This window comes from Actinotalea ferrariae (assembly GCF_019733465.1).
Lineage (GTDB): Bacteria > Actinomycetota > Actinomycetes > Actinomycetales > Cellulomonadaceae > Actinotalea > Actinotalea ferrariae_A.
In genome coordinates, this window is sequence record NZ_JACVQL010000213.1 from 1 (window position 1) to 13,197 (window position 13,197).

Annotated in this window: 12 protein-coding genes; 11 read left to right on the forward strand and 1 reads right to left on the reverse strand. The window is 74.3% G+C overall.

The window, feature by feature from the left end:
• Positions 1–98: 98 nt before the first annotated feature.
• The gene (locus ICW40_RS15770) at positions 99–1,079 is read right to left on the reverse strand and encodes a quinone oxidoreductase family protein (protein ID WP_221654968.1); all 981 of its coding nucleotides are present in this window, start codon (positions 1,077–1,079) and stop codon (positions 99–101) included.
• A 93-nt stretch (positions 1,080–1,172) separates the two neighbouring features.
• Here ICW40_RS15770 and argC point away from each other — a divergent pair, with 93 nt between their 5' ends.
• The 11 genes from argC (at position 1,173) to tyrS (ending at position 12,603) form a co-directional block, all read left to right on the forward strand.
• Positions 1,173–2,225 carry an N-acetyl-gamma-glutamyl-phosphate reductase gene (gene argC, locus ICW40_RS15775; protein WP_221654969.1) on the forward strand — a complete coding sequence of 351 codons (1,053 nt, stop codon included), beginning with the start codon at positions 1,173–1,175 and terminating at the stop codon, positions 2,223–2,225.
• The gene (argJ, locus tag ICW40_RS15780) at positions 2,222–3,385 is read left to right on the forward strand and encodes a bifunctional glutamate N-acetyltransferase/amino-acid acetyltransferase ArgJ (RefSeq protein ID WP_221654970.1); all 1,164 of its coding nucleotides are present in this window, start codon (positions 2,222–2,224) and stop codon (positions 3,383–3,385) included. The genes argC and argJ overlap by 4 nt, the downstream gene beginning before the upstream one ends.
• On the forward strand, positions 3,382–4,395 hold the full coding sequence (argB, locus tag ICW40_RS15785; protein WP_221654971.1) for an acetylglutamate kinase: 1,014 nt from the start codon (positions 3,382–3,384) through the stop codon (positions 4,393–4,395). Before argJ ends, argB begins: the two co-directional genes overlap by 4 nt.
• Positions 4,392–5,639, forward strand: a complete 1,248-nt coding sequence (locus ICW40_RS15790) for an acetylornithine transaminase (protein WP_221654972.1) — start codon at positions 4,392–4,394, stop codon at positions 5,637–5,639. The genes argB and ICW40_RS15790 overlap by 4 nt, the downstream gene beginning before the upstream one ends.
• Positions 5,636–6,568: an ornithine carbamoyltransferase gene (argF, locus tag ICW40_RS15795; protein ID WP_221654973.1), complete on the forward strand. Its 933-nt coding sequence runs from the start codon at positions 5,636–5,638 to the stop codon at positions 6,566–6,568. Before ICW40_RS15790 ends, argF begins: the two co-directional genes overlap by 4 nt.
• Positions 6,547–7,119, forward strand: a complete 573-nt coding sequence (locus ICW40_RS15800; protein WP_221654974.1) for an arginine repressor — start codon at positions 6,547–6,549, stop codon at positions 7,117–7,119. Before argF ends, ICW40_RS15800 begins: the two co-directional genes overlap by 22 nt.
• The gene (argG, locus tag ICW40_RS15805; RefSeq protein WP_221654975.1) at positions 7,116–8,546 is read left to right on the forward strand and encodes an argininosuccinate synthase; all 1,431 of its coding nucleotides are present in this window, start codon (positions 7,116–7,118) and stop codon (positions 8,544–8,546) included. The genes ICW40_RS15800 and argG overlap by 4 nt, the downstream gene beginning before the upstream one ends.
• Position 8,547: 1 nt before the next feature.
• Complete coding sequence (argH, locus tag ICW40_RS15810; RefSeq protein ID WP_221654976.1) at positions 8,548–9,990, forward strand: argininosuccinate lyase; 1,443 nt, start codon at positions 8,548–8,550, stop codon at positions 9,988–9,990.
• Entirely contained in the window at positions 9,987–10,553 is a 567-nt protein-coding gene (locus tag ICW40_RS15815; protein ID WP_308121853.1) for a uridine kinase family protein, read from the forward strand. Before argH ends, ICW40_RS15815 begins: the two co-directional genes overlap by 4 nt.
• A gap of 31 nt (positions 10,554–10,584) precedes the next feature.
• Positions 10,585–11,238 (forward strand): DNA-3-methyladenine glycosylase, encoded by a 654-nt coding sequence (locus tag ICW40_RS15820; RefSeq protein ID WP_221654977.1) that lies wholly within the window; start codon positions 10,585–10,587, stop codon positions 11,236–11,238.
• 81 nt (positions 11,239–11,319) lie between these two features.
• Entirely contained in the window at positions 11,320–12,603 is a 1,284-nt protein-coding gene (gene tyrS, locus ICW40_RS15825) for a tyrosine--tRNA ligase (protein ID WP_221654978.1), read from the forward strand.
• Positions 12,604–13,197: the final 594 nt, after the last annotated feature.

Consider the following 13,197-nt stretch of genomic DNA (forward strand, 5'->3'; position numbering starts at 1 on the left):
GCCGTGCTCCGCGGGACCGAGGTCGGGCAGGGGAGCTGAGGCCGCGGGCGACGGCGCCGGTGCGCCGTCGCCCGGGCCGGCCACGCAGCGGGGCGTCGCTACGGGACGAGCAGCACCTTCCCGGTGGTCGCGCGCCCCTCGAGCGCGCGGTGCGCGTCGGCGGCGTCGTCGAGCGCGTACCGGGCCCCGACCCGGACGTCCAGGGTGCCCGCGGCGACCGCGCCGAGCACGGCACCGGCACGCTCCTCGAGCTCGGCCCGCGTCGCGACGTGGTGCCCGAGCGTGGGCCGCGTCAGGTACACCGAGCCCGCGGCGTTGAGCCGTTGCGGGTCCACCGGCGGCACCTGCCCCGAGGCGCCACCGAAGAGGGCGAGCCCGCCGCGCGGGCGCAGGCTGGCCAGCGACGCGTCGAACGTCGACCGTCCCACCCCGTCGAACACCGTGTGCACCCCGCCCTCCGCGAGCTCGCGCACGCGGGACGGGAGGTCGTGCGTGAGGTCGGCCATCGCGTCGTAGCGGATCACCTCCGCACCCGCGGCGGCGGCGAGGTCGGCCTTCTCGGCGCTCGAGACGGTGGCGAGGACGCGGGCACCACGGGCACGCGCGAGCTGGACCAGCAGGAGGCCGACGCCGCCCGCCCCCGCGTGGACCAGGACCGTCTGCCCCTCGCGCACGGGGAAGGTCGCCTCGACGAGGTAGTGCGCCGTCATGCCCTGGAGCATCACAGCGGCGGCGAGGTCGTCGGGCAGGTCGGACGGCACGGGGACGGCGCGGTCCGCGCGCACGGTGGTCAGCGTCGCGTACGAGCCGGACGAGCCGTCGGCCCACGCGACGCGGTCGCCCTCAGCGAACCCGGCCACGTCGCGGCCCACGGCGACCACCGTCCCCGCACCCTCGTCGCCGGGCACGTGCGGCACGGGTGCGCGGTAGACGCCCGAGCGGCGGTAGGTGTCGATGAAGTTGACCCCGGCAGCCGCGACGCGGACGAGCACCTCGCCCGGTGCGGGCGACGGGTCGGGCAGCTCGGTGGGGACCAGCACCTCGGGTCCGCCGGTGGCGGTGACGTGGATCGCGCGCATGCGCCCACGCTACGGGCGCCCATCGGGCGGCGCCGCAGGGCCGCGGCGCGCCGCACCGTTGCGGTGGCGCATCATGCATGGTGGTGTATATTCATGCACATGACAGTGCGGGTCGCCGTGTCCGGCGCGAGCGGGTACGCCGGCGGCGAGGTGCTCCGGCTCCTGGCCGCGCACCCCGGGGTCGAGATCGGGGCGGTCACCGCCCACTCCTCGGCGGGCGACCGGCTCGGCGCCCACCAGCCGCACCTGCGCTCGCTCGCCGACCGCGTGATCGAGGAGACGTCGGCGGCCACGCTCGCGGGGCACGACGTCGTCGTCCTGGCGCTGCCGCACGGCGCGTCCGGGGCGGTCGCCGCCCAGCTGGGTGAGGACGTGCTCGTGCTCGACTGCGGCGCGGACCACCGGCTCGGCGACCCGGCCGCCTGGGCGGCGTACTACGGAGGGACTCACGCCGGCACGTGGCCCTACGGGCTGCCCGAGCTCATGCTCGACGGTGGCGGCACGCAGCGCGACCTGCTGGCGGGCGTCCGGCGGGTCGCGGTCCCGGGGTGCAACGTCACGGCCGTCACGCTCGGCATCCAGCCCGGCGTCGCCGCGGGCGTGATCGAGCCGGCCGACCTCGTCGCCGTCCTGAGCGTCGGGTACTCGGGCGCGGGGCGGGTCGCCAAGCAGCACCTGCTCGCCTCCGAGGGCCTCGGCTCGGCCGTCCCGTACGCCGTGGGCGGGACGCACCGCCACATCCCGGAGGTCCTGCAGAACCTCGCGGCCGTGGGAGCCGACGGCGCGTCGCTCTCGCTCACGCCCGTCCTCGTGCCGATGTCGCGCGGCATCCTCGCGACCACGACGGCGCGGCTCGTGCCCGGGACCGATCCCGCGGCGGTGCGCGAGGCGTGGCGGAGCGCCTACGCCGACGAGCCGTTCGTCCACCTGCTGCCCGAGGGGCAGTGGCCGACGACGGCGGCGACCGTGGGCGCCAACACCGCCCTGGTCCAGGTCGCGGTGGACGAGCGTGCCGGCCGCGTCGTCGCGGTGTCGGCGCTCGACAACCTCGTCAAGGGCACGGCCGGTGCGGCCGTGCAGTCCATGAACCTCGCGCTCGGGCTCCCCGAGACGACGGGCCTGCCGACAGAAGGGGTCGCCCCGTGACCGTCACCGCACCCCGGGGGTTCCGCGCGTCGGGAGTCACCGCGGGCCTCAAGAGCTCCGGCGCACCGGACGTCGCGCTCGTCGTCAACGACGGTCCCGACCACGTGGGCGCCGCGGTGTTCACGACCAACCGCGTCGTGGGCGCCCCGGTCGTCTGGTCGCGCCAGGTGGCGTCCGACGGCGTCGTCGCCGCGGTCGCGCTCAACAGCGGGGGCGCGAACGTCGGCACGGGTCCGGACGGCTTCCAGGACACCCACGCGACGGCCGAGCACGTCGCGGCGGCGCTCGGCGTCTCGGCGGGCGACGTCGTCGTGTGCTCGACCGGCCTCATCGGCGAGCGCCTGCCGCGTCAGCGGCTCCTCGACGGCTTCACCGCGGCCGCGGCGGCGCTCACGTCCGACGGCGGCCCCGACGCCGCCGTCGCCATCATGACGACCGACTCCGTGCCCAAGACGGTCGTCGTCGAACGGGACGGCTGGTCGGTCGGCGGCATGGCGAAGGGCGCCGGGATGCTCGCGCCGGGGCTCGCCACGATGCTCTGCGTCCTCACCACGGACGCGCGCACGACGGCGGACGTCGCCGATGCGGCGCTGCGCGCGGCGACCCGGACGACGTTCGACCGCATCGACTCGGACGGCTGCATGTCGACGTCGGACACCGTGACGCTCCTCGCGTCGGGTGCGAGCGGCGTCGTCCCGACGCCGGCCGAGCTCGCCGAGGCGGTCCGCGAGGCGTGCGCGACCCTGGCGCGGGCCCTGGTCGCCGACGCCGAGGGCGCGACCCACGACATCGCCGTCACGGTCGTCAACGCCGAGACGGAGGACGCCGCGGTCGCGGTCGCGCGCGCCGTGACGCGCTCGAACCTGTTCAAGGCGGCCATGTTCGGCAACGACCCGAACTGGGGCCGGATCATCGCCCAGGTCGGCACGGTCCCCGAGGAGGTCGCGGCCTTCGACCCCGAGCAGCTCGACGTGTCGATCAACGGCGTGCAGGTGTGCCGTGCGGGCGGCGAGGGCGAACCGCGCGAGTCGGTCGACATCGGCGCGCACCGCGAGGTGCACGTCGAGGTGGACCTCCACGCCGGCGGCGCCTCGGCCACGGTGTGGAGCAACGACCTGACGCACGCCTACGTCCACGAGAACAGCGCGTACAGCACATGAGCGACCCCACGACCCCCGCGGCTCCCGACGTCCCGTGGACGTCCACGCCCTCGCCCGACGACGACGCGTTCGACACGCGGACCGACCTGCGCCCGGATCAGAAGGCCGAGGTGCTCATCGAGGCGCTGCCGTGGCTCCAGCGCTTCGACGGCGCGCTGTTCGTGGTCAAGTACGGCGGCAACGCCATGGTCGACGACGAGCTCAAGCGCGCCTTCGCGGAGGACATGGTCTTCCTGCGCCAGGTCGGCCTGCGCCCGGTCGTGGTGCACGGCGGCGGCCCCCAGATCTCGTCGATGCTCACGCGCCTCGGGATCGAGAGCGAGTTCCGCGGCGGCCTGCGCGTCACGACGCCCGAGAGCATGGACGTCGTCCGGATGGTCCTGACCGGGCAGGTCTCGCGCGAGCTCGTGGGCCTGCTCAACGCCCACGGGCCGCACGCTGTCGGGCTCTCGGGCGAGGACGGCGGGCTCCTGCGGGCGCGCCGGCGCACCGCGACGGTCGACGGGCGCCAGGTCGACGTCGGCCAGGTCGGCGACGTCGTGGAGGTCGACCCGCGCGCGGTCCAGGACCTGCTCGACGCCGGCCGCATCCCCGTCGTGTCGACCGTCGCGCCCGACGTCGACGACCCCACCCAGGTCCTCAACGTCAACGCGGACACCGCGGCGGCGGCCCTCGCGATCGCGCTCGGCGCGACGAAGCTCATCATCCTCACGGACGTCGAGGGCCTCTACACGGACTGGCCGGACCGCTCATCGCTCGCGCGCCGCATCCGCGTGTCGGCGCTCGCGGAGCTCCTCCCGCGGCTCGAGTCCGGCATGGTCCCCAAGATGGAGGCGTGCCTCCGCGCCGTGCGCGGCGGCGTGGCCCAGGCGCACGTCGTCGACGGCCGGCAGGCGCACTCGGTCCTCATGGAGGTCTTCACCGAGCGCGGGGTCGGGACGATGGTGCTGCCCGACGACCTGCGCACCGGGTCGCTGCCCGTCGTGCCCCGGCCGGGAGGTGCCGCATGAACGACGTCGTTCCCGTCCCCGGGGCGGAGCTCGCCGGATCCGCCGCGGAGTGGACCGAGCGCTACGGCCGGGTCCTGATGAACACGTTCGGCACGCCGCGCCGCGTCCTGGTCCGCGGCGAGGGCGTGCACGTCTGGGACGCGGACGGTCGTCGCTACACGGACCTCCTCGGCGGCATCGCGGTCAACGTGCTCGGGCACGCGCACCCCACCCTGACGGCCGCGGTCTGCGCGCAGCTCGGGACGCTCGGGCACGTGTCGAACTTCTTCACGAGCCCGCAGCAGGTCGCGCTCGCCGAGCGCCTCGTCGCGCTGGCGGGCGGTGACCACGAGTCACGCGTCTTCTTCGCCAACTCCGGCACCGAGGCGAACGAGGCGGCGTTCAAGATCGCGCGTCGCACGGGTCGGCCGCGCGTCCTCGCGCTCGAGGGCGCGTTCCACGGCCGGACGATGGGTGCGCTGGCGCTCACCCACAAGGCCGCCTACCGGGAGCCGTTCGAGCCGCTCCCGGGCGGCGTCGAGTTCGTGCCCTTCGGCGACGCGGCCGCGCTCGAGGCGGCGATGGGCGACGACGTCGCCGCGATCGTCCTCGAGCCGGTCCAGGGCGAGGCGGGGGTGCGGCCGCTGCCGCCGGGTTTCCTCGCGCACGCCCGCGCCCTGGCCGACCGCCACGGTGCCCTCCTCGTCCTCGACGAGGTGCAGACCGGCGTCGGGCGCACCGGTGCGTGGTTCGCCCACCAGCTGCCCGAGCTGGGCGGCGGAGTCCGGCCCGACGTCGTGACCCTCGCCAAAGGCCTCGGCGGCGGCATCCCGATCGGTGCGGTCGTCGCGCTCAGCGGCCGTGCCGCAGCCCTCCTCGGCCCCGGTCAGCACGGCACCACGTTCGGGGGCAACCCGGTGGCGACCGTGGCTGCGCTCGCGACCATCGGCGTCATCGAGCGCGACGGGCTCCTCGGCCGCGTGCGCGACCTCGGGGACCGGCTGCGCGCGGCGCTCCGGGACGTCACGCCGCTCGTGGCCGAGGTGCGCGGTGCGGGCCTGCTGATCGCGATCGAGCTGGGCGCACCCGTCGCGGCCCGCGTCGCGGACGACGCGCTCGCCGCGGGCTGGATCGTCAACCCGGTGACACCCAGCACGCTGCGGCTCGCCCCGCCCCTGATCCTCACGTGGGAGCAGGTCAGCGGCTTCGTCGACTGGCTCGCCGGCCTGCCCGCGGACCAGCTGCTGAACGAGGGGGGCGCATGACCAGGCACCTGCTGCGCGACGACGACCTGACCCCCGCCGAGCAGGCCGAGGTCCTCGACCTCGCCCTGCGGCTCAAGGCGGACCGCTTCGCCCTGCGACCGCTCGCGGGCCCGCGGACGGTCGCGATCATGTTCGACAAGCCGACGCTGCGGACGCAGCTCTCCTTCACGGTCGGTGTCGTCGAGCTCGGGGGCCACCCGATGGTCGTGGACGGCCGCCTCGCCCAGGTCGGCGTGCGCGAGTCGGTCGCGGACAGCGCCCGGGTCCTCGGGCCCCAGGTCGCGGCGGTCGTCTGGCGCACCTTCGGTCAGGACCGGCTCGAGGAGATGGCGCGGTTCGCCGGGGTGCCCGTGGTCAACGCCCTCACCGACGCCTTCCACCCGTGCCAGGTGCTCGCCGACCTGCTCACCCTGGCCGAGCGCTGGGGCGGCACGGCGGCGCTGCGCGGACGCACGCTCACCTACCTCGGTGACGGCGCGAACAACATGGCGCACTCGTACCTGCTCGGTGGGGCGACGGCGGGGATGCACGTGCGGGTCGCGAGCCCGGCGAGCCGCCTGCCCGACGCGGACGTCCTGGCGCGCGCCGAGGAGATCGCCGCGGGCACGGGCGGGTCCGTCGAGGTGACCAGCGCTGCCGACGACGCCGTCGCCGGTGCGCACTGCGTCGCGACCGACACGTGGGTGTCGATGGGCGACGCGACCGCCGAGGACGAGGCGGTGGCACTGTTCGCGCCGTTCCAGCTCGACGCCGCCCGCCTGCGCCGCGCCGCGCCGGGTGCCGTCGTGCTCCACTGCCTGCCCGCGTACCGGGGCAAGGAGATCACCGCGGAGGTCATCGACGGACCGCAGTCGGCCGTCTTCGCGGAGGCCGAGAACCGGCTGCACGCCCAGAAGGCGGTGCTGGCATGGCTGCTGGAGCGCGCGTGAGCGCGGGCGCCTCGCCGAGCCCGACCGGGGTGCCGCAGACCAAGGCGGCGCGCCACGCCCTCATCGGGCGGCTGCTCGCCCGGCAGCCGGTCCGCTCGCAGGCCGACCTCGTGGCGGCGCTCGCCGCCGAGGGCGTGACCGTGACGCAGGCGACGCTCTCGCGCGACCTCGTCGAGCTGCGTGCGGTGCGCATCCGGACGCACGACGGCACGCTGACCTACGCCGTCCCGGGAGAGGGCGGCGACCGCCGGCCGCACGCGGCAGAGTCCGCGGAGCACCTCGCGGCCCGCCTGGCCCGCCTGTGCGCGGAGCTGCTGGTCACCGCCGAGTCGTCGGGCAACCTAGTCGTGCTGCGGACGCCCCCGGGCGCCGCGCAGTTCCTCGCCTCGGCCATCGACCACTCGGTGCTGCCGGGCGTCATGGGCACCATCGCCGGCGACGACACCGTCCTCGTCATCAGCAGCGAGCCCGACGGCGGTCAGGCCGTCGCCCAGCGCTTCCTCGACCTCGCGGGTGGCCGCGACGACGCACCAGAGAAGGATGAGACGTGAGCAAAGTTCTGACGGAGCTGCCGGTCGGCGAGCGCGTGGGGATCGCCTTCTCCGGCGGGCTCGACACGTCGGTGGCGGTGGCGTGGATGCGGCACCGCGGCGCGATCCCGTGCACGTACACGGCCGACCTCGGCCAGTACGACGAGCCCGAGATCGACCAGGTGCCCGACCGTGCGCTGATGTACGGCGCCGAGCTCTCGCGTGCGGTGGACTGCAGGGCGGCCCTGGTCGAGGAGGGGCTCGCGGCGCTCGCGTGCGGTGCGTTCCACATCCGCAGCGGCGGGCGGTCGTACTTCAACACCACCCCGCTGGGCCGTGCCGTGACCGGCACGCTGCTCGTGCGCGCGATGCAGGCCGACGGCGTCGAGATCTGGGGTGACGGCTCGACGTTCAAGGGCAACGACATCGAGCGCTTCTACCGCTACGGGCTCCTCGCGAACCCGTCGCTCCGGATCTACAAGCCGTGGCTCGACAAGGACTTCGTGACCGAGCTCGGCGGGCGCGCGGAGATGAGCCAGTTCCTCGTCGAGCACGGCCTGCCGTACCGCGACAGCGCCGAGAAGGCGTACTCGACCGACGCGAACATCTGGGGCGCGACGCACGAGGCGAAGACCCTCGAGCACCTCGACGTCTCGCTCGAGTCGGTCCAGCCGATCATGGGCGTGCGGTTCTGGGACCCCGCGGTCGCGATCGAGACCGAGGACGTCACGATCGGCTTCGAGCGCGGTCGACCGGTCTCGATCGACGGCGTGCGGTACGACGACCCGGTCGCCCTCGTCCGTGAGGCCAACGCCGTCGGCGGGCGTCACGGCCTGGGCATGTCCGACCAGATCGAGAACCGGATCATCGAGGCCAAGTCGCGCGGCATCTACGAGGCACCGGGGATGGCGCTGCTGTTCGTCGCCTACGAGCGCCTCGTCAACGCGATCCACAACGAGGACACCATCGCGAGCTACCACGCCGAGGGTCGCCGGCTGGGCCGGCTGCTCTACGAGGGGCGGTGGCTCGACCCGCAGGCGCTCATGCTGCGCGAGTCCATCCAGCGGTGGATCGCCTCCGTGGTCACGGGCGAGGTGACGCTGCGCCTGCGGCGGGGCGAGGACTACACCGTCCTGCGCACCGACGGCCCGGCGTTCTCCTACCACCCGGAGAAGCTCTCGATGGAGCGCACCGAGTCGGCGGCCTTCGGCCCGACCGACCGGATCGGCCAGCTGACCATGCGCAACCTCGACATCGCGGACTCCCGCGCGAAGCTCGAGCTGTACGCGCAGCAGCCCGTCGACCAGGGCCAGGTGCTCGTCGAGAACGGCACGCTCTTCGGCGCGCTGCCCGCCGGCGGTGCTGACGTCATCACCGACAACCCGTCGGTCGCCGGTGACGAGGAGCTGGCGCTCGAGAGCGCCGCGATGGAAGTCGGGACGGACTGACGTGACGAGCACCGGGAGCACCGGCAACGGAGGGAGCACGCCGTCGGGCGCGCTCTGGGGCGGCCGCTTCAGCGGCGGACCGGCCGACGCGCTGGTCGAGCTGTCGCGCAGCACGCAGTTCGACTGGCGGCTGGCGGACGTCGACCTGCGCGGGTCGGTGGCCCACGCCCGCGTCCTGCACCGCGCGGGTCTCCTCGACGACGACGCCCTGGCGGCCATGGTCGCGGCGCTCGAGCAGCTGCGGTCCGACGTCGCCTCGGGGGCCTTCGCCCCGGTGCCGGCCGACGAGGACGTCCACAGCGCGCTCGAGCGAGGGCTGATCGAGCGGGCGGGCGCCGACCTCGGCGGCCGGCTGCGCGCCGGCCGCTCGCGCAACGACCAGATCGCCACCCTCGTCCGGATGTACCTCCGTGACGAGGCCCGGGTGCTCGCGGGCCTCGTGCTCGACGTCGTCGAGGCGCTCGTCGAGCAGGCGGCGGCCGCGGGCACGGCGCCGATGCCCGGCCGCACCCACCTGCAGCACGCGCAGCCGGTCCTCCTCGCGCACCACCTGCTCGCTCACGCGTGGCCGCTCCTGCGCGACGTCGAGCGCTGGGCCGACTGGGACCGCCGCGCCGCCCGCTCGCCGTACGGCTCGGGCGCGCTCGCGGGCTCGTCGCTCGGCCTGGACCCGGCGGCCGTCGCGGCGGAGCTCGGGTTCGACGGCCCGGTGGAGAACTCGATCGACGGCACGGCCTCGCGCGACGTCGTCGCGGAGTTCGCCTGGGTGGCGGCGATGGTCGGGGTCGACGTCTCCCGCCTCGCGGAGGAGGTCGTCATCTGGGCGACCAAGGAGTTCGGCTTCGTCCGGCTGCACGACGCGTACTCGACCGGGTCGAGCATCATGCCGCAGAAGAAGAACCCGGACGTCGCCGAGCTGGCGCGCGGGAAGGCCGGGCGCATGATCGGCGACCTCACCGGCCTGCTGGCGACGCTCAAGGGTCTGCCTCTCGCCTACAACCGCGACCTCCAGGAGGACAAGGAGCCCGTCTTCGACCAGGTCGACACCCTCGCGGTACTCCTGCCCGCCTTCGCCGGCATGGTCGCGACGCTGACCTTCGACACCGACCGCATGGCGGCACTCGCGCCGCAGGGCTTCTCGTTGGCGACGGACGTCGCGGAGTGGCTCGTGCGCGAGGGTGTCCCGTTCCGCGTCGCGCACGAGGTGGCCGGTGCGTGCGTGCGCACGTGCGAGGAGCGCGGCATCGAGCTGTGGGACCTGTCCGACGCCGACCTCGCGTCCATCTCCGAGCACCTCACGCCGGGCGTCCGCGCCGTGCTCACGGTCGAGGGCTCGCTGGCGTCGCGCGCGGCGGTCGGCGGCACGGCCCCGGCGCGCGTCGCCGAGCAGCTCGAGGCCGCGCGGAGCCGGGCGGGCGAGCTCCGGGCGTGGACCCGCGCGTGACGAGCGCGACCGCGTCCGTCTCGCAGCTCGCGGCGCGCGTACGGGAGGGCCGGGCACGCCTGGGTGGCGTCCGGCTCGTGTGCGTCGACGGTCCCGCCGGCTCCGGCAAGAGCACGCTGGCGGGGCGGCTCGCGGAGGTGCTCGACGCACCCGTCGTGCACCTCGACGACCTGTACGAGGGCTGGGCGGGGCTGGGGAAGGTCTGGGACCGGGTGGAGGACCAGGTCCTCGCGCCGATCGCCGAGGGCCGGCCCGGCCGGTACCAGCGCTACGACTGGGTGGCGGGACGCTTCGACGACTGGCGCGACGTGCCGCTCGCGGACGTCCTGGTGCTGGAGGGCTGCGGCAGCGCCCCGCTCGCCGTCGAGAGCCGGGCGACCCTGGTGCTGTGGGTGGAGGCGCCGGCGGACGTCCGGCTCCGCCGGGGCCTCGAGCGGGACGGTGAGGCGCTCCGTGACGAGTGGCTCCGGTGGATGGGGCTCGAGGCCGTGCACTTCGCACAGGAGCGCACGCGCGAGCGGGCCGACGTCGTCGTCGACGGCACTCGGCCGCTCGAGCCCTGAGAACCGTGGCCGCAGGAGGCAGGCTGGTGGCATGGGGTCGTCGATGAGCGCGAGCGGCGCGGCCGGGGCCAGGGCGCAGCTCTCGGCCCCCGCCGTCGACGTCGCCCCCCACCTCCTCGGTGCGCTCGTCACGACGGTGCTGCCGGACGGGGTCGTCACGGTGCGACTCACGGAGGTCGAGGCGTACGAGGGCGAGCGGGACCCGGGCTCGCACGCCTTCCGCGGACGTTCGGCGCGCAACGCGGTCATGTTCGGACCGGCGGGTCACCTGTACGTGTACCGGCACATGGGCCTGCACCACTGCGCGAACGTCGTGACGGGGCCCGACGGCACGGCCTCTGCCGTCCTGCTGCGCGCGGGCGAGGTGGTGGAGGGTCGGGACCTCGCCTTCGAGCGGCGGACCCGTCGCGGGGTCGCGCGGTCCGACGTCGACCTCGCTCGGGGACCGGCCCGGCTCGCGGACGCGCTGGGCCTCGACCTCACGCACTACGGGGCGGACGTCCTGGACCCGGCCGGCGTCGTCCGCCTCACGCCGGCGGACCCTCCGCCGCGTTGGCTGACCGGACCTCGGGTGGGCGTCGGCGGCGCCGGGGGAGACGCGACGGCGTTCCCGTGGCGGTTCTGGCTGGCCGACGAGCCGACGGTGTCGGTGTACCGCCCGGCACCCCCGCCGCGTCGACGCTGAGGGGGGACGCTGGGGCGGGACACGGCGACGGGACCGGCCCGGGGCACGGCACACTGGGCGCACGACCGATCGAGAGGGACCGTGGTGGACATCCTGGACGAGCTGCGATGGCGAGGTCTGGTGGCGCAGACCACCGACGAGCAGGCGCTGCGCGACGCGCTGGCGAACGGTCCGGTGACGCTGTACTGCGGCTTCGACCCGACCGCCCCGAGCCTGCACCACGGTCACCTCGTGCAGCTGGTCCTCCTGCGGCACCTCCAGCTCGCCGGCCACCAGGTGCTCGCGCTCGTGGGCGGTGCCACCGGCATGATCGGCGACCCCCGCATGTCCGGCGAGCGGGTCCTCAACACCAAGGACACGGTGGCCGAGTGGGTCGAGCGCCTGCGGCTCCAGGTCTCGCGGTTCCTCGACCTGGGCGGTGACAACCCGGCGCGGCTGGTCAACAACCTGGACTGGACGGGGGACCTGAGCGCGATCGACTTCCTGCGCGACGTGGGGAAGCACTACCGCCTGGGCACGATGCTCGCCAAGGACACGGTCGCGCGTCGCCTGGCGAGCGACGAGGGCATCAGCTTCACCGAGTTCAGCTACCAGATCCTGCAGGGGCTGGATTTCCTCGAGCTGTACCGGCGTCACGGCTGCACGCTCCAGACCGGCGGCAACGACCAGTGGGGCAACCTGCTGTCCGGCGTCGAGCTGATCCGCAAGGCGGAGCGGGGCACCGTGCACGCGCTGACGACGCCGCTCATCACGAAGGCCGACGGCACCAAGTTCGGCAAGTCGGAGGGCGGTGCCATCTGGCTCGCCCCCGACATGATGAGCCCGTACGCCTTCTACCAGTTCTGGCTCAACACCGACGACGCCGACGTCGTGCGCTACCTCCGCATCTTCACCTTCCGGACGCGCGAGGAGATCGCCGAGCTCGAGCAGGCCGCGGCCGAGCGGCCTGCGGCGCGTGAGGCGCAGCGCGCCCTCGCCGGTGACGTCACGACGCTCGTGCACGGAGCCGACGCGACCGCGAAGGTGGTCGCTGCGAGCCAGGCGCTGTTCGGCCGCGGCGACCTGTCGACGCTCGACGAGCAGACGGTGGCCGCGGCGGTCGCTGAGCTGCCGCGTGCGGAGCTGCCCGCGGACGCGTGGGCCGACGGCGCCCCCGTGGTCGACCTGCTCACGGCAGGGGGGCTCGTCGCCGGACGCTCGGCCGCCCGCCGCGCCATCGGGGAGGGCGGCGTCTCGGTCAACAACGCGAAGGTGACGGCCGAGGACGCGAGGGTGACGGGGGACCAGCTGCTCCATGGGCGATGGGCGGTGCTGCGACGAGGCAAGAAGACGCTCGCGGTCGCCGAGGGTCCCGCTCGCCCCTGACGAGCCGGGCCGCACCCGGTACGGCGTGCCGACGGCCGTACCACTGAGCCTTCCGCGAGCGGGGCGGCACGCGCGCCGGCGGACGGTGACGCTGGTCACCCGGCGCTGACTTGATCCGGGGACCAGGTCCCACGTAGTGTTCTCGATGTCGCCCCGAGAGGGAGGAACGGACGGAAGAGCGCAGCTCGCCGGCCGGTCCCACCGGGAGACCACCCCCCTCGCAAGGCAACGTCGGACGCTCAGGCGGCCGGCTACAGCCACGCAGGGACACCGGGAAGCCGGGCCACGGAACGCAAGTTGACCGGGCACGGCAGATCGGCTAGATTTAAGAGGTTGCCTCCGGACGGGTCGTGATGATCTGGATGGATGTGCGTCTGTTCCTTGAGAACTCAACAGCGTGCCAAAAGTCGATGCCATTTGTCGGCGTCTGTGGGTGGGGTCCATCGTTGTGGTGGGCTGGTGCTCGTGGGCGGATGACGTGGTTGAGACAAATGTTTAACGTCAGTTGTACATTTGATCGATGCCAGATGAAAACTGGTCCTTCGGGACCGCTTCGTGTGTTGGTTGTCCTGTCCTTTCGGGGATGGGTTGCCT